This is a genomic window from Pseudomonas sp. MWU16-30322, from assembly GCF_020515535.1.
Lineage (GTDB): Bacteria > Pseudomonadota > Gammaproteobacteria > Pseudomonadales > Pseudomonadaceae > Aquipseudomonas > Aquipseudomonas fluorescens_H.
Genome location: NZ_JAIWYL010000009.1, coordinates 186,041 through 205,642, shown reverse-complemented (window position 1 = coordinate 205,642; position 19,602 = coordinate 186,041). Strand labels below are relative to the sequence as shown.

At 62.2% G+C, this 19,602-nt stretch carries 18 protein-coding genes and 1 pseudogene; 8 read left to right on the top strand and 11 right to left on the bottom strand.

Annotated features, from left to right (window positions below; all coding sequences use genetic code 11):
- Positions 1–6: 6 nt before the first annotated feature.
- Together LCH64_RS20040 and LCH64_RS20035 are read right to left on the bottom strand one after the other, a co-directional pair.
- Positions 7–486 carry an NYN domain-containing protein gene (locus tag LCH64_RS20040; RefSeq protein ID WP_003228475.1) on the bottom strand — a complete coding sequence of 160 codons (480 nt, stop codon included), beginning with the start codon at positions 484–486 and terminating at the stop codon, positions 7–9.
- Positions 487–717: 231 nt separating this feature from the next.
- The gene (locus LCH64_RS20035; RefSeq protein WP_226501072.1) at positions 718–1,479 is read right to left on the bottom strand and encodes a DUF2076 domain-containing protein; all 762 of its coding nucleotides are present in this window, start codon (positions 1,477–1,479) and stop codon (positions 718–720) included.
- Between the two features lie 178 nt (positions 1,480–1,657).
- On the opposite strand from LCH64_RS20035, the gene LCH64_RS20030 reads away from it, so the two are divergent.
- A complete protein-coding gene (locus LCH64_RS20030; RefSeq protein ID WP_045122649.1) occupies positions 1,658–2,332 on the top strand; it encodes a YciC family protein in 675 nt (224 codons plus the stop codon).
- Between the two features lie 74 nt (positions 2,333–2,406).
- The gene (locus LCH64_RS20025; RefSeq protein ID WP_226501071.1) at positions 2,407–3,486 is read left to right on the top strand and encodes an endonuclease/exonuclease/phosphatase family protein; all 1,080 of its coding nucleotides are present in this window, start codon (positions 2,407–2,409) and stop codon (positions 3,484–3,486) included.
- Between the two features lie 131 nt (positions 3,487–3,617).
- Here LCH64_RS20025 and LCH64_RS20020 read toward each other — a convergent pair whose 3' ends face one another.
- From LCH64_RS20020 to LCH64_RS20005, 4 genes are all read right to left on the bottom strand, one after another.
- Positions 3,618–4,454 (bottom strand): ABC transporter ATP-binding protein, encoded by an 837-nt coding sequence (locus LCH64_RS20020; RefSeq protein ID WP_226501070.1) that lies wholly within the window; start codon positions 4,452–4,454, stop codon positions 3,618–3,620.
- Positions 4,442–5,245 carry an ABC transporter permease gene (locus LCH64_RS20015; RefSeq protein WP_047602568.1) on the bottom strand — a complete coding sequence of 268 codons (804 nt, stop codon included), beginning with the start codon at positions 5,243–5,245 and terminating at the stop codon, positions 4,442–4,444. Before LCH64_RS20015 ends, LCH64_RS20020 begins: the two co-directional genes overlap by 13 nt.
- 9 nt (positions 5,246–5,254) lie before the next feature.
- Complete coding sequence (locus LCH64_RS20010; protein WP_047602567.1) at positions 5,255–6,241, bottom strand: ABC transporter substrate-binding protein; 987 nt, start codon at positions 6,239–6,241, stop codon at positions 5,255–5,257.
- A gap of 339 nt (positions 6,242–6,580) precedes the next feature.
- A complete protein-coding gene (locus tag LCH64_RS20005; RefSeq protein ID WP_226501069.1) occupies positions 6,581–8,071 on the bottom strand; it encodes an aldehyde dehydrogenase in 1,491 nt (496 codons plus the stop codon).
- A 222-nt stretch (positions 8,072–8,293) separates the two neighbouring features.
- Between LCH64_RS20005 and LCH64_RS20000 the strand changes: the two genes are divergently transcribed.
- A complete protein-coding gene (locus LCH64_RS20000; protein ID WP_226501068.1) occupies positions 8,294–9,211 on the top strand; it encodes a LysR family transcriptional regulator in 918 nt (305 codons plus the stop codon).
- A gap of 3 nt (positions 9,212–9,214) precedes the next feature.
- On the opposite strand, the gene hrpB is transcribed toward LCH64_RS20000, so the two are convergent.
- Positions 9,215–11,734 (bottom strand): ATP-dependent helicase HrpB, encoded by a 2,520-nt coding sequence (hrpB, locus tag LCH64_RS19995; protein WP_226501067.1) that lies wholly within the window; start codon positions 11,732–11,734, stop codon positions 9,215–9,217.
- A 109-nt stretch (positions 11,735–11,843) separates the two neighbouring features.
- Between hrpB and LCH64_RS19990 the strand changes: the two genes are divergently transcribed.
- Both LCH64_RS19990 and LCH64_RS19985 read left to right on the top strand, forming a co-directional pair.
- Positions 11,844–12,263 (top strand): hypothetical protein, encoded by a 420-nt coding sequence (locus tag LCH64_RS19990; RefSeq protein WP_003228492.1) that lies wholly within the window; start codon positions 11,844–11,846, stop codon positions 12,261–12,263.
- A 9-nt stretch (positions 12,264–12,272) separates the two neighbouring features.
- A complete protein-coding gene (locus LCH64_RS19985) occupies positions 12,273–13,181 on the top strand; it encodes a cation diffusion facilitator family transporter (RefSeq protein WP_098965762.1) in 909 nt (302 codons plus the stop codon).
- Here the strand turns inward: LCH64_RS19985 and LCH64_RS19980 are convergent.
- A complete protein-coding gene (locus LCH64_RS19980) occupies positions 13,175–14,227 on the bottom strand; it encodes a DUF6515 family protein (protein WP_226501066.1) in 1,053 nt (350 codons plus the stop codon). The genes LCH64_RS19985 and LCH64_RS19980 overlap by 7 nt on opposite strands.
- 455 nt (positions 14,228–14,682) lie before the next feature.
- On the opposite strand from LCH64_RS19980, the gene LCH64_RS19975 reads away from it, so the two are divergent.
- Both LCH64_RS19975 and LCH64_RS19970 read left to right on the top strand, forming a co-directional pair.
- Positions 14,683–15,162 (top strand): Lrp/AsnC family transcriptional regulator, encoded by a 480-nt coding sequence (locus tag LCH64_RS19975; protein WP_007909658.1) that lies wholly within the window; start codon positions 14,683–14,685, stop codon positions 15,160–15,162.
- A gap of 190 nt (positions 15,163–15,352) precedes the next feature.
- Positions 15,353–15,562: a DUF2788 domain-containing protein gene (locus LCH64_RS19970; RefSeq protein ID WP_003228500.1), complete on the top strand. Its 210-nt coding sequence runs from the start codon at positions 15,353–15,355 to the stop codon at positions 15,560–15,562.
- Here LCH64_RS19970 and LCH64_RS19965 read toward each other — a convergent pair.
- The gene (locus LCH64_RS19965; RefSeq protein WP_226501065.1) at positions 15,557–16,192 is read right to left on the bottom strand and encodes a pseudouridine synthase; all 636 of its coding nucleotides are present in this window, start codon (positions 16,190–16,192) and stop codon (positions 15,557–15,559) included. The two genes, LCH64_RS19970 and LCH64_RS19965, sit on opposite strands and share 6 nt — an antisense overlap.
- A 72-nt stretch (positions 16,193–16,264) precedes the next feature.
- The gene (gene amn, locus LCH64_RS19960; RefSeq protein WP_177434769.1) at positions 16,265–17,764 is read right to left on the bottom strand and encodes an AMP nucleosidase; all 1,500 of its coding nucleotides are present in this window, start codon (positions 17,762–17,764) and stop codon (positions 16,265–16,267) included.
- A 41-nt stretch (positions 17,765–17,805) separates the two neighbouring features.
- On the opposite strand from amn, the pseudogene LCH64_RS19955 reads away from it, so the two are divergent.
- Positions 17,806–17,931, top strand: a pseudogene (locus LCH64_RS19955) (metal ABC transporter ATP-binding protein); the annotation flags it as partial.
- A 16-nt stretch (positions 17,932–17,947) separates the two neighbouring features.
- Here LCH64_RS19955 and LCH64_RS19950 read toward each other — a convergent pair.
- Positions 17,948–19,597 carry an acyl-CoA dehydrogenase family protein gene (locus tag LCH64_RS19950; protein ID WP_226501064.1) on the bottom strand — a complete coding sequence of 550 codons (1,650 nt, stop codon included), beginning with the start codon at positions 19,595–19,597 and terminating at the stop codon, positions 17,948–17,950.
- Positions 19,598–19,602: the final 5 nt, after the last annotated feature.

Sequence of the window (19,602 nt, the reverse complement as noted above, 5' to 3'; positions counted from 1 at the left end):
CAAAAATCAATTTTTGAGCAACAACGCGCCTTCGATCGGCACATAACGGCTGGCGGCGCGGATCAGCGAGTTGGCAGTCAGGCCCGGCACACCGTAGGCCACTGCCTGCACGCCGTGCTTGTTGATGATGCGTTCGAGCAGCATGTCGAAGTCGCCGTCACCGGAGGCCAGGACGATTTCGTCGACATGGTCGGCGGCGTCCATGATGTCGAGGGTGATGCCCACGTCCCAGTCGCCCTTGGCCGAGCCATCACTGCGCTGGATGTAGGGTTTGAGTTTCACGGTGAAACCGAGGTTGCGCAGGATCTGCTGGAACTGCTGCTGCTTGCTGTCGCCGCGGTCAATCGCATAGGCATAGGCCTCGACGATCTGCCCGTCCTTGCTGATGTCAGCCCACAATGCGGCGTAGTTGAAATGGCAACCATAGGCCTGACGCACGGTGTAGTAGAGGTTCTGCACATCGGCGAACACTGCGATTTTTTTCACCGGAATTCCTGTGAGCGCGCGAGCGCACGAAGCGGAATCAGGCACCAGGCCCGAAAAAGGCGCTCAGTATGCCAGTAAAAAGCAGTGTGGCGAGGGAGCTTGTCGAATCGTCGCACCGTCCCGCTGGGTTGCGCAGCGACCCTGTCTTTTAAAAGAAGGGCCTGCTGCGCAGTCCAGCGGGAGCAAGCTCCCTCGCCACAGAAACGGTGTTGCCTGGTGCCTGACCGTTAGTCAGACGAACGAATCGTCGTCATCGAAGAACGACGAGTTGTCATCGCTGTAGTCGGTGTCAGTGAATCCCCCCTGGTCATTGCCAGAGAAACCGTTATCGGCCACACGCTGGTCATTGCCCCAGTCGTTTTCGCTCTGGTCGGCCACTTGCGCCGGCTCTTCCTTGATCACTTCAACGATTTCTTCGGGCTGCTGGTTGTGATGGAACAGACTGCTGATGCCCTGCGCCAGCATCACGCCACCGGCCACGCCAGCGGCGGTTTTCAGAGCGCCGCCGAGGAAGCTGCTGCCTGCAGCCGGTGCTGCTTGCTGCGGGGCATAGTTAGGCGCAGGCGCCCCCCAGTTCTGTTGTGGCGGCGGTGCACCAAAGTTCTGCTGTGGTGCCGGTTCACGCCAGCCGCCGGTGGAAGCCGGAGCGCTCTGGGTCGGTGCCGGGCGCGAGCTGCCGCCGCCGAAGATGCTAGACAGGAAACCACCGCCGCCGCTGGGCGCCGGGGCCGCGCTCTGGGACTTGGCCGCTTGCAGTTCAGCCTGCAATTGCTGGACTTGCTGGGTCAGCTGCTTGTTCTGTTCGTCGAGGCTCTTGATCGCTGCCTCTTGCACCAGAATCGCCTGGGTCATGAAATAACCTGCCGCCGGCTGGCGGGTCAGGTGTTCCTTGATCCGCGCCTCGGCCTGGGCGTCGCGCGGGGCTGCCTCCGTTTCGGCCTGTTGCAGCCGGGAAAACAGTCCATCGATCAGGGTTTGCTCTTCGCTGTTCATGGCGACCTCGTAGATTGCCGGGGATAACGTTGCCCGTGTCCACTGTGGACATGGCGCACCTCTGTAATGGAGGCAGTGACAGGATGTTTCAACGACCTTTACCGAATGTTTACGTTTGTGTCGGCCCGCCCATCATCGGTTAAAGTGAGCCACTGTTTTCGACCTGCGATACCGACTGATGAATGCCTTCGATGTACTGCGCGACTCGCTGTATTTTTTCAAACGCCATCTGGCCAGCATCGTGCAGTTGTGTCTGCCGCTGGTGATCTTCGAGGCCGCGCTGCAGCAAGTAGTGGATCACGCCACCGACCCCGACAGTTTCTCCGCCGCCAGCGTGGTCGTCGGCCTGCTGGTGTATCCGCTGTACACCGCTGCGCTGATCCTGTTCCTCGACGCCCGCACACGTGGCGAAGCTCCGCGCACCCTCGACCTGCTGGCGATGTCCGCCCGCCTCTGGCCGCGCTTCGCCCTGCTCACGGCGCTCAATACGTTGCTGATCCTGCTGGGACTGTCGCTGTATTTCCTGCCGGGCCTGATGCTGATGGTGATGCTCGCGTTCGGTGAATATCTGCTGGTGTTGCGCGGCATGGGGCCGTTGCAGGCGATGAAGGAAAGCCTGCGCCTGACGCGCGGGCATTTCTGGCGCATCCTGCTGTGCATTCTGTGTGTGATGGGACCTTTATGGCTGCTCAAGGGCGCGACGCTGGCGGTGTACCCCGATCCACAGAATCCGCTGATCGCGGTCATGATCGACAGCGCGCACAGCTTCCTGCAACTGTTCACCAGTGTGGTGCTGTTCCGCCTGTTCATGCTGATCAGCGAATTGCCTGACAAGCGTAACGGCGCGGTCTGACCTCGTGGCCCTTGGGCCAAGCGTTCACCGTCAGGTATGCTCGGAGCCATCTTTGTAACGCGATAAGCCGAGCCATGCCCCGTCTACTGCGCTACACCCTGTTGCTGATTGTGCTCGCCATCGTCCTGATCGGCGGGCTGATCTACAGCCTGACCTGGCGCCCCGGCGCCCGCGAAACCCTGCCGGTCAGCTGCATCGGTACGCCGCCGACCCTGGTGCCCGGACAAGCCCTGAAAGTCATGACCTGGAACGTGCAGTACCTGGCGGGCAAGCGCTACGTGTTCTGGAACGATCTGGCCCACGGCGACGACGAGTCGCCAACCCTGGAAGACATGGCTTTCAGCCTCGACGAAGTGGCGCGGGTGATCCGCGACGAGCAGCCCGACGTGGTTCTGATTCAGGAACTGGATGACGGCGCCAAGGCCAGCGATTACCAGAATCAGCTCAAGTTGCTGCAAGAACGGGTCACCGACCTTTATCCATGCAGCGCCCACGCCTTCGACTGGAAGGCCGATTTTGTCCCCGACCCGCACATCTTCGGCAGCGTCGGCCGGCAACTGGCGACCCTGAGCCGTTATCGCATCGAACATGCCGAACGCCTGCAATTGCCGGTGCCCCCGGCGAATTTCATCTCGCGCCAGTTCGCACCCAAGGACGCCCTGCTCGCCACCAAACTACCGCTGAGCGACGGCGGGCAACTGACGGTGTTCAACACCCATCTGGATCGCGCCAGCCAACCGGACGACACCTTGCGGGCGCAGGTAACGGCGGTGGCCAAAGTGCTCGACACCTACGAAAGCCAGGGCCTGCCATGGCTGATCGGCGGTGACTTCAATCTGCTGCCGCTGGGCCAGTACCAACGCCTGCCCACTGAACAGCGCAAGCCCTACTCCGTGGACAGCGCGCTGCATCTGTTATGGGACAAGTACCCGATGATCCCGACCAACAACGAAGCCAGCGGCATCGACCGCGCCCACTGGCTGACCCATTACCCCAACGACCCCGGCCTCGATGGCCCGGATCGCACAGTCGATTACCTGTTCTACAGCCCGAAGATCAAACGGATCGAGGCGATGGTGCGTCAGGACGATACGCTGCGCATCTCCGATCATTTGCCAGTGATTGCGCGGTTCCTGCTGCCTGCTGCTCCGTAGTCACACCCCCCTCATAACCCTGTGGGAGCGGGCTTGCTCGCGAAAGCGGTGTGTCTTCAACGTTGATGGCGGCTGACACTACGCCTTCGCGAGCAAGCCCACTCCCACAGGGAAAGATGCATGACTCCAGGTCAATGCACTTCCTCGAAGTCGTCATGCAGCAGCCCGAAGATCTCGCGCTTCATGTCGATAAACGCGCGCTCCATGACCATGTCCAGTGAGCGCGGGCGCTCGATCGGCACGTCGAGGATCTGCTTGATCCGCCCCGGCTTCGCGCCCATCACATAGACCCGATCGCCGAGCAGAATCGCCTCGTCGATATCGTGGGTGACGAACAGTACGGTCTTTTTGCTGTTGCCCCAGACCCGCAGCAACAGCTGTTGCATCTGCAAACGGGTCTGGCTGTCGAGTGCGCCGAACGGTTCGTCCATCAGCAGGATCTGCGGATCATTGGCCAGCGCCCGGGCAATCGCCACGCGCTGCATCATCCCGCCCGACAGTTGTTTGGCGTAGCTGTCGGCGAAGCCACTGAGACCGACCTCATTGACGTAATAATCGACAATCTCCTTGCGCCGCGCCGCCGGCATGCCGCGCCGCTTGAGGCCGAACTCGACGTTCTGCCGCACGGTCAGCCACGGAAACAGCGTGTAGCTCTGGAACACCATGCCGCGATCGGCACCCGGGCCTTGCACTTGCTGACCGCCGACGTAGATCTCGCCAGAAGTCGGCTCGGCGAGGCCGGCGGTCAGGTACAACAGGCTCGACTTGCCACACCCCGACGGCCCGACCAGCACCGCGAACTGCTGATCCGGCACCTCGAACGACACCTGTTCCAGCGCAGTGAACGTACCGCCATCGGGCTTTTGGTAACGCAGGCTGACCTTGTCCACTTGCAGGCGCGGGGCGGCTTGCGGCGCGGCAGCACGCGGTTCGATGAAACGATGATTGGCGGCGGTTACTGAGCCCATGCGGCAACCCTCAAGCGGAGAAAGCGGAACAGTTGATCGGTGACCAGACCCAGCAGGCCGATGATCGCGATGGCGAGGAAAATCACGTCGACCTGAAAACCGCGCATGGCTTTCAGACTCAAGTAACCGAGGCCACTCGACGCCGCGACCAGTTCGGCCACCACCAGATAAGTCCAGGCCCAGCCCATGGTCACGCGCAAGGTGTCAAGCACGCCGGGCACCGAGGCCGGGGCGATCACATGCAGCACCGCATCGCGGCGATTGGAGCCGAGAGTGTAAGAGGCGTTGATCAGGTCCTTGGAAATCCCTTTGGAGACGTCAGCGATCATCACCAGTTGCTGGAAAAACACGCCGAAGATGATCACCGACACCCGCTGCTCCAGACCGATACCGATCCACAAAATGAACAGCGGCACGAACGAGGTCACCGGCAGGTAGCGAATGAAGTTCACCAGCGGTTCGAGGAATGCCTGGACGATGCGAAAGCTGCCCATTAACAACCCCAGCGGCACCGCCACCAGCGACGAGACGATGAAGCCGACCATCACCACTTCGACACTGGCCCACACATGCGTGCCGAGGGTGCCGTCGCGGCTCAGGCGCACCGCCGCTTCGAGCACCGCGCCGGGCGTTGGCAGGAACATCCCCGGGACGATGCCGCCGTAGGACAACCCGGCCCACAGACCGACCAACAACACCCAGGCCAGACCGCTGGCGCTCCACACCACTGGCACCGGCAAACCGGTCTTGGGCGTCAGGCAGCGGCTCAGCCATGATTTGCGCTTGAACATGCGGACCTCCTAGAGCGGGCTGACGAAACGGTTGTCGACCAGCTCGTCGTGGCTGACGTTGTAGGGCTTGCCTTGCAGTTCACTGGCGGTCTCGTTGGCGAGTTTGATCAACGCGGCGCTGTCACCCGGTTTGCCCGGCGAGCCGAGAAGTTTTTCGCTCATGGCCTGATCGTAGAAACGCACACCTTTGGCGGCAGCGGCCAGTTCCTTCGGATCAGAAAGATAACCGCCGACGCCTTTGGCCATGATCGCGTAGGCCTCGTCCGGGTGTTCCTGGGTGTACTTGACCGCCTTGTACAAACCGGCGACCAGCGCCTTGACGTCCTGCGGCTGTTTTTCGATGACGCTGCAATTGAGCGCCACCACATCGACGATCACACCCGGCGTGCTGCTGCTGTCGATCAGCACCTTGCCCTGCTGCTTGTCGCGGACCATCGACAGGTGCGGCTCCCAGGTCACGGCGGCTGGCACGCGACCGGCGATGAACGCGGTGGCTGCATCGTCGGCCGTCATGTTCTGCACGGTGATGTCGCTCATTTTCATGCCATTCTTTTTCAGCAGGTACGACAGCCAGAACTGCGACGTCGAACCTTCGTTGACGGCCACCGCCTGGCCCTTGAGCTCTTGCAACGATTTCACGTCCTTGCCGACCAGCACGCCGTCACCACCATGGCTGTCATCCAGCGCCGCCACAGCCTTGAAGCAGAACTGCGGACGGTACTTGAGCACTTCGTCGATGGTCGAGGCCGAGCCGGACAGTTGCCCGGAGGCCTGGGCGGCCATGTACATCGAAGCTTCCTCAACCACCGGCAATTCGACAGTCAGACCGTTTTCCTTGAAGTAGCCCAGGTCCTGAGCCAGGTACAGCGTGCCGTAGCCGACCCAGGTGGTATGGCCGATGGACAGGGTGCCGGCCTGAGCGCTGGTCGCGACCGTGGCGGCCAGGGCGGTGATCGCCAGAGGATGGGTGAGACGGATACACAAGGACTTGATCATGGAGCACTCCCGACGCTGTTGATTTAGTTTTGTCATGGGCAGTACGGCCGGCCGCGATGATGTGAATTCACGCTGCGGTCTCTGCTGGACTCTGGCGGGAAACACCGGGCTGGCAAGATCGATGGTGGCCCATGTGCGGGCTGAGGAAAATCAGGAAATTGTTGGCTGCAAATGATGAAAAAACTGCTTAGGGTGCACCGTAAAAGCGCGCCCCGAGCGGAGATGGTGCACAGCTTTGAAAGCAAAAGATCGCAGCCTTCGGCAGCTCCTACACAGAGCAACACTGGCCCATGTAGGAGCTGCCGAAGGCTGCGATCTTTGCTTTTGAATCAACCGCAATCAGCGCAACTGAAACCAGGTGGTTTTCAACTGGGTGTATTTGTCGAACGAATGCAGCGACAGGTCACGGCCGAATCCCGATTGCTTGCCACCGCCGAACGGCACTGTCACGTCGAGGGCATCGACAGTGTTGACCGATACCGTACCCGCCCGCAGTCGTCGCGCCACGCGGTGCGCGCGATGCAGATCATCGGTCCACAGCGACGCCGCCAGCCCATATACGCTGTCGTTGGCCAGGCGCACCGCCTCGTCTTCATCATCGAACGGCATCACCGCCAGCACCGGGCCGAACACCTCTTCGCGAAACAGCGCCATGTCGGCACTCACGCCGGTAAAAATCGTCGGCTCGATAAAGTTGTCCGAGCCATTCAAGCGCCGCTGCCGACCACCACACACAAGACTCGCACCCGCCTGCTCGGCACCGCGAATGGCGCGCATGATGCTCGCCGTCTGCCGCTGATCGACGATCGCCCCGGCACGACTTTGCGGGTCGAGCGGATCACCCGGCAGCCAGCGCTCGGCCTGGGCTTTCAGGCGCTCGACAAACTCATCATGAATCGAACGCTCGACCAGCAACCGCGAGTTCGCCGAGCACACTTCGCCTTGGTTGAAGAAGATCCCGAACGCCGCTTTTTCCGCCGCCAGATCCAGATCCTTGCAATCGGCGAACACCAGATTGGCACTCTTGCCGCCGCACTCCAGCCACACCTGTTTGAGGTTGGATTGCGCCGAATACTGCATGAAATACTTGCCGACCTGCGTTGAGCCGGTGAATACCAGGCAATCGACATCCGGGTGCAGGCCCAAGGCTTTGCCGGTCTGCTCACCCAGCCCCGGCAACACGTTGAGCACACCCGGCGGCAGGCCCGCTTCCAGCGCCAGCTCGGCCAGACGCAACGCGGAAAACGGTGATTGCTCTGCCGGCTTGAGGATCACTGAGTTACCCGCCGCCAGTGCCGGCGCGAGCTTCCACGCGGCCATGTCCAACGGAAAATTCCACGGCACCACCGCCGCCACCACGCCCAGCGCTTCACGGGTGATGGTCGCCAGCACATTGGCGGCGCCGGGGGCGATCTGGTCGTAGAGTTTGTCGATGCTTTCGGCGTACCAGCGAAACACCCCGGCGGCGCCCGGCACATCAATGTTGTAAGCGTCCATCACCGGTTTGCCCATGTTCAGCGAATCGAGCAGGGCCAGTTCTTCGCGATGCTCCATCAGCAGATCGGCCAGCCGCAGCAGCACCTGCTTGCGCTCGGCAGGCGGACGTTGTGCCCAGATGCCGGCCTCGAACACTTGTCGCGCATTAGCCACCGTCGCGTCGACCTCGTCCTCGCCACACGCGGCGACATTCGCCAGCAACCGGCCGGTGGCGGGATTGATCGCGGCGAAGGTCTGCCCCGATTGCGCGGCGCAGTGTTGACCATTGATTACGGCTTTATCGGGAAACTTCAAGGCAACGGCCTGGCGCTGCCACTCTGCAAGTTCGAACACGTCGAATGCTCCTTGGACGTTATTGTGCAGTCGATGGTGGCGCAGGCCCGGACGGGCGAAAAATAGTAAAAATGTCTTCGCAGGCAATGAAAAAACTGCTCAATCGGTTTCCCCAAAACCGTTGTGGGTGACTACTGTTCAAGGACAAAAACATCGTCGCGCAGCGGACGCGGCGGCGCACAAATTGCTTGGAAGTCGAGTCCGCTCGTCCTGAGGTTTGCCGTGGCCGCCTACAATCTGCGTCAGCTGAAATACTTCATCACCACCGTCGAATGCGGCAGCGTTGCCGAAGCCTCGCGCAAGCTGTACATCGCGCAACCGGCGATCTCTACGGCGATCAAGGGTCTGGAAGACAGCTTCGCCGTGCAACTGCTGATCCGCCATCACGCCCAGGGCGTTTCGCTGACGCCCAGCGGTGCACGGTTTTTTCGCAAGGCGCAGGAGCTGTTGCGCATGGCCCGGGAGTTCGAGCAGAACGCCCTCGCCGACAACGATATCGTCGCCGGACAGATCGACATCGGCTGCTTCGAAACCGTCGCGCCGCTGTACCTGCCGCAGTTGATTGCCGGATTTTCCGCGCTGTATCCGGGAGTGAAAATCCGCATCCGCGACGGCGAGCAGCAGGAACTGGTGCAAGGCCTGACCTCGGGTACGTTCGATCTGGTGATCCTCTACGAACACGAACTTGATGCCACCATCCAGACCGAACCGCTGATGCCGGCACAACGGCCGTATGCGCTGCTGCCGGCCGATCATCGCTTCGCCGAGTACAAGCAAGTATCGCTGCGCGATCTGTGCCTGGAACCGATGATTCTGCTCGACGTGCAGCCGAGCCGAACCTACTTCGTCAGTCTTTTCGAAGAACTTGGCCTGACCCCGCGCATCGAGTTCAGCTCGCCTTCGATCGAGATGGTGCGCGGCATGGTCGGCCAGGGTTTTGGCTTCTCGGTGCTGGTGACGAAGCCGCACTCGGAGTGCACCTATGACGGCAAGAAAGTAGTGTGCGTCGACATTGTCGAAGATGTCACCGGTTCAGGCCTGGTTGCCGCGTGGCTCAAACGCGGGCAACTGACCAAACCGGCGCAGTTGTTCGCCGATTATTGCCGGGAACAACTGACGGGCAAGGCTACGATCTTTTGATCTTCAGGTGCCGCGTGGCTTGGCCCGTGCCGTGGCCTCGGCCACCAACGGATCATCCGGCCAGTAATGCTTCGGATAACGCCCCTTCAGATCCTTCTTCACCTCGGCATAGGTGCTGCGCCAGAAGTTGGCCAGATCCTGCGTCACCTGCACCGGCCGGCGCGCCGGGGACAACAGGTGCAGCTTGACCACTTGCCGGCCGCCGGCAATTCGCGGCGTCTCGGCGAGGCCGAACAGCTCTTGCAAACGCACCGCGAGAATCGGTGGCTGTTCGCTGTAATCCAGACGAATCGATGACCCCGACGGCACGCTGATGTGGTGCGGCGCCAGCTCATCAAGCTTCTGCGGCAACGGCCACGGCAGCAGATTGCGGACGATGCTCGACAGGTCAAGATTGGCGAAATGGCTGAACCGCGAGACCTTGCCCAAGTAAGGCATTAACCAATGCTCGAGGGTTTTCAGCAACGTTGCATCGCTGACATCCGGCCACTGACTGTCATTCTGCGTGGCCAGATCCAATTGCCGTAACAGGGCAACCCGCGCCTGCCACTGGCGCAGTTCCGGCGTCCACGGCAGCAACTCCAGCCCCTTGCGCCGCACCAGATTGACCAGCGCCTGACTGCGCGCCGCTTCGTCGAGACCGGTCAACGGTTCGCGGCTGAGGATCAGTTCGCCGACCTTGCGCTGACGCTCGGCGCGCAGCACGCCTTCGCGCTCGTCCCAGTCCAGTTGATCGACGACGTGCACTTGCTCGGCGAGCACCGAATCGAACAGCGCCGGATCGAAATCCGCCGCCAGGTAAATCCGCTCCTCACGCTGACCCTGACGGCTGCCGAGGTCGGCGATGACAATCCACGGTTCCTTCATCAGGCTGTCGGCTTCGGCGAACAGTGCAGCGCGACCGTTGGCCAGACGATATTCGGCGCCACCGGCACGCCGCTGCTGGGCAACACGATCCGGGTAGGCCAGCGCCAGCAACGCTCCGAGCCAGCGCGGGTGATCGGGATCGCTGACCGGCTCGCTGGCCTTGCCGCGCAGGTAACCGCGATATTGTCGCGCCAGTTGCCGCGCACGTTGCACTCCACCCTGTGCACCGCGTGCCGCGCGTTCTTCGCCGGAGAGCAGCACCAGGCGGCTGTGCAGATCGGCACCGGCACCGCGCAAAATATCGCGCTCGCCGAGCAGTGCGGCGACGTCGCACGCCATGTTCGCCAGCCCCAGCGCCTGACCGCGCAGCAACAGATGGGCGATGCGCGGATGCGACGGCAATTCGGCCATGGCCTGACCGTGGGAAGTCAACGCCTCGCCTTCAAGTGCGCCCAGGCGCTGCAACAAATCCTGCGCCTGTGCATAGGCCGCTGCCGGCGGCACATCGAGCCACACCAGCTCGCCCGGGGTCACGCCCCAGCGTCCGAGTTGCAGCGCCAGACTCGCCAGATCCGCCGACAGAATTTCCGCACTGCCGTAAGCGGCGAGTTGCTCGTGCTGATCCTGCGACCACAAGCGGTAACACACCCCCGGCTCCAGACGCCCGGCCCGGCCCGCACGCTGGGTGGCGCTGGCCTTGGAAATACGCTGAGTATCGAGGCGGGTCATGCCGCTGCCTGGGTCGAAGCGCGGCACCCGTGCCAGCCCGGCGTCGATCACTACGCGCACGCCGTTGATGGTCAGGCTGGTCTCGGCGATGTTGGTCGCCAGCACCACTTTGCGCTGGCCGGCCGGGGCCGGGTCGATGGCAGCGCGTTGGGCATTCAGGTCCAATTCGCCGTGCAACGGGCAAAGCAATACGTCTTCACGCTCGCCGATGGCATCGCTCAGTTGCTGATGCACGCGACGGATTTCCGCCTGCCCCGGAAGGAACACCAGCAAGCTGCCGCTTTCATCGTGCAGCGCTTCGATGACGGTCTGGGTCACGCGCTGATCGATGTATTCGCCGGGCTGGAACGGTCGCCCCCAGCGCATCGTCACCGGGTACATGCGCCCTTCGCTGCGCAGGATCGGCGCGTCATCCAGCAACCCGGCCAGACGCTCGCCTTCCAGCGTGGCGGACATCAGCAGAATCTTCAGCGGCTGTTCAGCGCGGAACAGTTCACGACCGTTCAAACTCAGGGCCAAGGCCAGATCGGCGTCGAGACTGCGTTCGTGGAATTCGTCGAAGATCAGCAGACCGACGCCTTCCAGCGCCGGATCATCCTGCAGACGCCGGGTGAGGATGCCTTCGGTGACCACTTCGATACGGGTGTTGGGGCCGACCTTGCTGTCGAGGCGGATGCGATAGCCGACCGTTTCGCCAACCTTCTCACCCAGTTCGCTGGCCAGACGTTCAGCCGCCGCACGCGCAGCGAGACGGCGCGGTTCGAGCATCAGAATGGTCTGCCCGGCCAGCCACGCTTCATCGAGCAAGGCCAGGGGCACGCGGGTGGTTTTACCGGCGCCGGGCGGTGCTTCGAGCACGGCTTCGTGGCGTGTCGCCAAGGCTTCACGCAGGGCGGGTAAAACTTCATCGATCGGCAAAGAAATCATGCTGGCTCCCAAACAGAGGCGCGAGTATAACGGCGAACTGCTTGGCGTTCGTCAGGGTCTTAACTTCACAAGACGAAGCTTCGTTAATAGATGACTCAGGAGATTTTCCATGCGCTTACCTTCTCGCCTGATCGGCGGTGTACTGGTCGCCACCCTGCTCACTCAACTCACGGCCTGCGGTTCGATTTTCTATCCGGACCGTCGCGGTCAGATCGACGGCAAGATCGACCCGGCGATTGCCGTGCTCGACGCCGTGGGCCTGCTGTTCTACGTGATTCCAGGGCTGATCGCGTTCGCGGTCGACTTCACCACCGGCGCGATCTATTTCGAACCGGGCCATACCGCCCAGGTCGATCCGGCCAAGCTCAAACAGGCGGTCGGCCCGGATGGTCAGGTCGATAACCTCAAGTTGCAGGCTATTCTCGAAACTGAGCTGGGCCGCAATCTGCCGCTGGACGATCCACGCCTGATCCAGCACAAGGGCAGCACTCAGCAACTGGCGATGTTTGGCCTGCAACCCGCCGCATAAGGAAATCACATGACCACCAGCCCCGAACACGCCCGCCTGCTGCGGCTGGCAACCCGCGCTTCGGTGGCGGTGGCTTGCACGCTGATCATTGCCAAAGCCATCGCCTGGTGGCTGAGCGGCTCGGTGAGCATGCTCGCCGGCCTCACCGACTCGGCGCTGGATGGCGTCACCTCGCTGCTCAATCTGCTGGCGGTGCATTACGCACTGCGCCCGGCCGATGACGATCACCGTTACGGCCACGGCAAGGCTGAATCGCTGGCGGGCATGGCGCAGGCGCTATTCATCGGTGGCAGCGCGGTGCTGATTGCGTTTCAGGCGTATGAGCGCATCAAGCAACCGGAGCCGCTGGGCGCCCCGTGGCTGAGCATCGGTGTGATCGTGTTCTCACTGCTGCTGACCGCGGCGTTGCTGACGCTGCAACATCGAGTGATCAAGCAGACCGGCTCCAACGCCGTGCGCGCCGACTCGCTGCACTACCGGTCGGACATGCTGCTCAACGGCAGCATTCTGATCGCGCTGATCCTCGCCGGCATGGGCTTTCATCAACTCGATGCGTGGTTCGGCCTGGGGATTGCCGGGTACATTTTGTGGAGTGCGATCCAGATCGCCCGGGAAAGCTTTTCGGTGCTGATGGATGAAGAGCTGCCGACGGACGTCAGTCAGCACATGCTCGAACTGGCCTGCGCGGTGCCCGGTGTGTTGGGCGCGCATGACTTGCGCACACGGATCTCGGGTAACCACTGGTTTGTGCAGTTGCATCTGGAATTGCCGGGAGAGCTGACCTTGTCAGTCGCCCACGGCATCAGCGATCAGGCGGCCGATGCGATTCACGCCGCCTACCCGCGGGCCGAAGTGCTGGTGCACGCCGACCCGCAGGAAGTGGTCAAGACCGAACGGGCACAAACCCGGATTCAGTAAGACACCTGATAACCGCGACTGCTCAGGCAATTACCCTGGGCCTGACGGTAAGCCTGCACCACTTCAGGCGCCGGTTGATAGGTCGCGGTACGCGGATCGAATCCGCTCTGCTGCACGGCGTATTGGTAGCACTGGTATCCGTCCTGCTGCACCTGTTCCGGCGACTGACCGTTGGCCGGATAGGCCTCGACGTCATAGCCCTGGGATTGCGGCTGCGGTTGCGGCGGTTGTTGCACCGGTGGCTCGACCACCACGTAATCCTGGGTGCTTTCTTCGTACGCATAGTAGGAGCCGGCAGCGAGGAACAGCAGCGCACCGCCGATCCACACTTCACGGGCGTAGTCCGGCAGATAGTGGGTACGAATGCCCCGTGGCGGTTGCACGACGATGTAGCGTGGGCCTTGCGGGCGATACCAGTAGCCACCGGAATAGAAATAGTCCTGACCACGATACGGCACGCGGTATTCGCGATCCGGGAAGCGGTCGATCACATGCCCCGGGCGGTATTGCGGGCCGGGGCCCCAACCGTTGCCATGCCCGTCCGGGCGGCCCGGCCAGCGATTGTCGTTGGGCCGATTGTTGCCGGCCTGCCAATGCTGGTTGTTGTAGCCGTTCTGCGGACGCTCGTCACGGTAGTAGCCCTGGCGCGGTTCCTGGGTCTGGCGCACGGCGTCGGGCCGTGGCTGGATCGGCAGGTTGTTGGCCGGAGGCGGTGGCGTCTGATGCACCGGAGCAGGCGAGTTCGGCGCACGGTTCTGGTTCTGCCACTGGCCATTGTTGTGCTGCTGGCCGTTGTGCTCGAACTGGCGGCTGTTGTCGCCCCGAATGATTTCGTTGTTCTGCGGCCGCGGCTGGTTTTGCGGCGGCGGGTTGTTCTGCCCGTGGGGCTGATTGTTGCCACCATGGCCCTGATTGTTGCCCTGATGCTCGGGACCGCGTCCATTGTTCTCGGGGCCCCGATTCTGCGGCTCGTCGGCCAGCGCTTGCGCACCGACGCTCACACACAGCAAACCAACACCGGCCAGACGCCAGATGCGCGACTTCATGCTTTTCCTCACTGCGGGTATTAAGAGGGCTTGTAGCTAAGACCGGGAATACGCACACCGGGTTCTGCGACAGGTTATCAGTCACGAAACTTATTTATTGAGGAAGGCCGTGCAGCGAGGCACAAAAATCGCAGGTAAGAAAAAAGGGAGACCCGTCGGCCTCCCTTTAGAGAACTTCGTCCTGGCTCGACGCTTTTGACGTCGGCTCACCTCACGCCGTCTTCTGGACAGTGTGCAGCTCGGGGGCCGGCACATCCCCGGTAGGGGTGGCGGCCGCGGCGGGCCTGATTGGGCGGGCCGCAGTGGACTGTGTTACCGAGCAGTGATTCTGGTGATAAGAATAGGCCGCGAAGCGCGACAGAGGATTGCGAAGATTGCTCAAATAAACACTGCTTGCGCAATTTTTAACCCTGGATAGATAATCCGCCGCAATAGTTACAACCAAGGACAGATTCATGAGCAAACTCGACCGTTATGACCTGAGCATTTTGGCGGAATTGCAGCGCGACGCCCGCATCTCCAACCAGGAACTGGCCGAGCGCATCGGTCTGTCGCCCTCCCCCTGCTCGCGCCGGGTCAAGCAACTGGAGGACGACGGCTACATCTCGCGCCAGGTCGCCCTGCTCGATCGCAAGATGCTCGGCCTGAGCCTGACCGCCTACGTGCTGATCGGCATGGACCGGCACACACCGGAGCGTTTCGAAAACTTCGAAGCGGCGATCCGCACCCTGCCGCAGGTGCTGGAATGCAGCCTGGTGACTGGCGTCGATGCCGACTATCAGTTGAAGGTGGTGGTGCCGGACATGGATCATTATCAGAAGCTGCTGCTGGGGCATCTGACCCGGATTGAAGGCGTAACCAGCGTGCGCTCCAGTTTTGTGCTGAATCAGGTGCTCAACAGCACTGAACTGCCGCTGACCCATCTGCGCAGCTGACATCGCCCTCGCGAGCAAGCCCGCTCCCACAGGGAAATGCATTGCAAATGTGGGAGCGGGCTTGCTCGCGAAGGGGCCGGCAAGGCGAACACCATCACTGCGGCACACCGACACAGGTCAATGCGCCCGCAATCCCCCTCGGCGTATAATCGCCCAGCCCTTTCAGCCCTGTGCGCGCCGGAGATGCCCGATGGATCCTGCAGTATTCGAAGAGTGGATGATGACTGGCCTGGTCAGCATCCTTATCATTTTCATGGGTTTCATCGTCTGGGATCTGGCGAAGAAGTCCAAGGCCGGGCGTTTCGGCTCGTTCATCCTGTTCTTCGTCCTGGGCCTGGGCGTGGCCGCATTCATCATCAAGAGTGTGGTGATCGGCCTGATCGAATCCGGCGCTCTATAGACGCGCCGGCACTTCTTTCCACTGGCCCTGATCGAGCCCTTCGAGCGTCCAGTCGCCAATCCGCACCCGCACCAGCCGCAACGTCGGCAACCCCACCGCGGCGGTCATCCGCCGTACCTGACGGTTGCGCCCTTCACGAATCACCAGCTCCAGCCAACTGGTCGGCACCGTCATGCGAAAGCGCACCGGTGGATTGCGCGGCCACAACTGTGGCTCATCCAACTGCCGGGCTTCGGCGGGCAGGGTCATGCCGTCATTCAGCTCGACGCCATCACGCAAACGCTGCAACTGCTCGCCTGTCGGCACGCCTTCGACCTGCACCCAGTAAGTCTTCGCCAGTTTGTGTTTCGGATCAGCGATGCGCGCCTGCAACTGGCCGTCATTAGTCAGCAACAACAAGCCTTCGCTGTCGCGATCAAGGCGTCCGGCCGGATAGATACCGGGCACGTCAATGTAATCCTTGAGCGTCGCCCGCCCGCCTTCGTCGCTGAACTGCGTCAGCACATCGAACGGTTTGTTGAACAGGATCAGCTTCGGCTCGGCCGGCGGCGCCTTGGCGACACGACGTGGAGCTGAGGAGGATGGCTTCGCACCGGGACGGCGGGAAGGAGGACGCGGGGGACGGGACATGGGCAAAACAACATCTGGCGATCTGGGCTGACAATGCTAGTGCCCCGACCGCCAAATGACCACGACTAACCGTTAACGGAACGGCGGCTCGTCGAAGCTGCGCAGCTTGCGCGAGTGCAGCGAGTTGAGTTCGGTGCGCAGCAGATCCACCGCCTCGATGCCGATCTTCAAGTGCTGGCTGACCGCACGCTCGTAGAACGCGTTGGCAGAGCCCGGCAGCTTGATTTCACTGTGCAGCGGTTTGTCCGAAACACACAGCAGCGTGCCGTACGGCACCCGCAGGCGATAACCCTGGGCGGCGATGGTGCCGCTTTCCATGTCCACCGCCACGGCGCGGGACAGGTTGATCAGCGGACGTTCCTGCGCCCAACGCAGCTCCCAGTTGCGGTCGTCATAGGTCAGCACGGTGCCGGTGCGCAGGCGTTTTTTCAGCTCCTCGCCCTTCTCGCCAGTGATATTGGCCGCGGCTTGTTGCAGCGCAAGTTGCACTTCGGCGAGCGCCGGGATCGGGATGTTCGGCGGCACTACGCGATCGAGAATCCCGTCGCGACGCATGTAGGCGTGCGCCAGCACGTAGTCGCCGATGGTCTGCGACTGCCGCAGACCGCCACAGTGGCCGATCATCAGCCAGCAATGCGGACGCAGCACCGCCAGGTGGTCGGTGATGTTCTTGGCGTTGGACGGGCCGACACCGATGTTGACCAGGGTCACACCGTGGCCGTCATTGGCGATCAGGTGATAGGCCGGCATCTGGTAGCGGTGCCAGACCACGCCAGCGGCAATCGCCGACGCTTCGCCGTGATCCATGCCCTTCTCGATGATCACGTTGCCCGGCAGCACCATGCGCACGAAACGCGGGTCGTTGCGCAGTTGCTCCAGGCCATGAACGATGAACTGGTCGACGTAGCGGTGGTAGTTGGTCAGCAGGATCCACGGCTGCACATGCCGCCAGTCGCTGCCGGTGTAGTGCACCAGGCGACGCAGGGAAAAGTCGACGCGCGCGGCGTCGAACAGCGCCAGTGGCAGCGGATCGGTGTTTTCCCAATCGTAGAGACCGTCGGCGATGCCATCGGTGGCGGCGGACAGGTCGGTACTCGGGAACACCCGCGCCAGTACCGCAGCGGTAACGCCGGAGCCGGCCAGTTCATCGCCCTGCTCGACCACGTACGGATACGGAATGTTCTGCTGACTGACGCCGACTTCCACGGTCACGGTGAAGTCATGCATCAACGGCACCAGCTGTTCCAGCAGGTATTTGCGGAACGCCTTCGGATGGGTGACGGTGACGCTGTAGGTGCCCGGCAGTTGTACCTTGGCGTAGGCGCGGGTGGTCTGCGGCACTTCGCCCTGACACAGGTAGGTCAGACGCAGTTCGGGGTAACGAAACAGAGCACGCTGTTCGGCGTCGGGCTCGACGCGATCCTTGAGATACCGCTTGAGCGCCGAGTTCAGCGCAGTGGTGGCCCGCTCATGCAGCTCGGCCAGACGATCCACGGCTTGTTCGGCGGTTTGAACGACAATAAACGCTTCGGTCACGATCAGCTTCCTGTGTTCTGACTTGCAGAGCTTCATCTTGCCTGCATCGTGGCGTCACGGGAACAGTGGCGTTGTGGCTGTACCCAAATCTCCCTGTCAATGGAGATCCCCCTGTGGGAGCGGGCTTGCTCGCGAATGCGCAGTGTCAGTCGACCTATCCATTGACTGACACACCGCATTCGCGAGCAAGCCCGCTCCCACAAGGGGATTTGTGTTGGGTCAGAAACCCTGCGGGGTTGAGCGGGCGACGATGGCTTCGACGTCCAGCCCACGCGGTAGTGCACCGTAGACCCGGCCGCCACCGCTCAAACGGCTGGCAATAAACGCATCACTCACTGCTGAGTTTCCGGCCTCCAGCAACAGCTTGGCCTGCAGCCCCAGCGCAATGTCCTCAGTCAACTGCCGCGCCCGATACTGAATGTCGCTGGTGTCCTTGAACTGTGCCTGCAACTGCTGGATATGCGCGGCCAGGCGCTTGTTGCCGTGCCCGTCGCCCAATTCGCTGAACAACACATCGAGCACTCCCGGTTCTTTCGACAGCGCACGCAATACGTCCAGGCACTGCACGTTGCCCGAGCCTTCCCACGTCGAGTTGACCGGCGCCTCGCGATACAGGCGCGGCAGAATGCTCTCCTCGACATACCCCGCGCCGCCCATGCATTCAGCAGCTTCATTGATCATTCCGGGGGCGCGTTTGCAGATCCAGTATTTGCCCACCGCCGTCACCAGACGGGCGAATTGTGCTTCATGGCGGTCATCCAGATGATCCAGCGCCTTGCCCATGCGCAGACTCAACGCCAGTGCGGCTTCGCTTTCCAGGGCCAGATCGGCCAGCACGTTCTGCATCAACGGTTGCTCGCTGAGCAGCTTGCCACCGACCTTGCGGTGCGCGCAGTGGTGGCTGGCCTGGGTCAGCGCCTGACGCATCAAGGCGCTGGAGCCGACCATGCAATCGAAACGGGTCATCGCCACCATCTCGATGATGGTCGGTACGCCGCGCCCCTCTTCGCCGACCATCCACGCCAGCGCGCCGCGAAACTCCACTTCACTGGAGGCGTTGGACTGGTTGCCGAGTTTGTTTTTCAGGCGCTGGATGTAGAACTGATTGCGCGTGTCGTCCGGGCGATGGCGCGGCAGCAGGAAGCAGGTCAGGCCCTTGTCGGTCTGCGCCAGCGTGAGGAACGCATCGCACATCGGCGCCGAGCAGAACCACTTGTGCCCGAGCAGTTCATAAGCCTGCCCCGGGCCGCTGGCACCCACTGGATAGGCCTTGGTAGTGTTGGCGCGCACGTCGGTGCCGCCCTGTTTTTCGGTCATCGCCATGCCGATGGTCACACCGGCCTTGTGCGCCATGCCGACGTTGCGCGGGTCATATTCGGTGGCGAGGATCTTCGGTAGCCACTGTTCAGCCAGATCCGGCTGCAAACGCATGGCCGGGACGCTGGCGAAGGTCATGGTCAACGGGCAACCGCTGCCAGCCTCAGCCTGGCTGTGCAAATAGCTCATGGACGCGCGGGCGACATGCGCGCCGTCCTGCGGATGCGCCCATGGCAACGACGTCAGGCCATGTTCGATCGCGGTGCGCATCAGCTCGTGATAAGCGGGATGGAATTCCACCAGATCGATGCGATGACCGTAGCGGTCATGGCTGACGAATACCGGTTTGTTCTGATTGGCGAGGAACCCGGCTTCCATCAGCGGCCCACCGGCCAGAGCGCCGTAGGTGTCGATTCGCGACTCGGCCCAACCGGCGCCAAAACGGCGCGACCACTCCTGCAGCGGCAGATCAATGCGGTACAGGTTGGCGCCGTCCAGCGACGGTGGCTGGTTGGTGACTTCGTGGGTTTCGGCGAACTGATGCAGGTTCATGACGG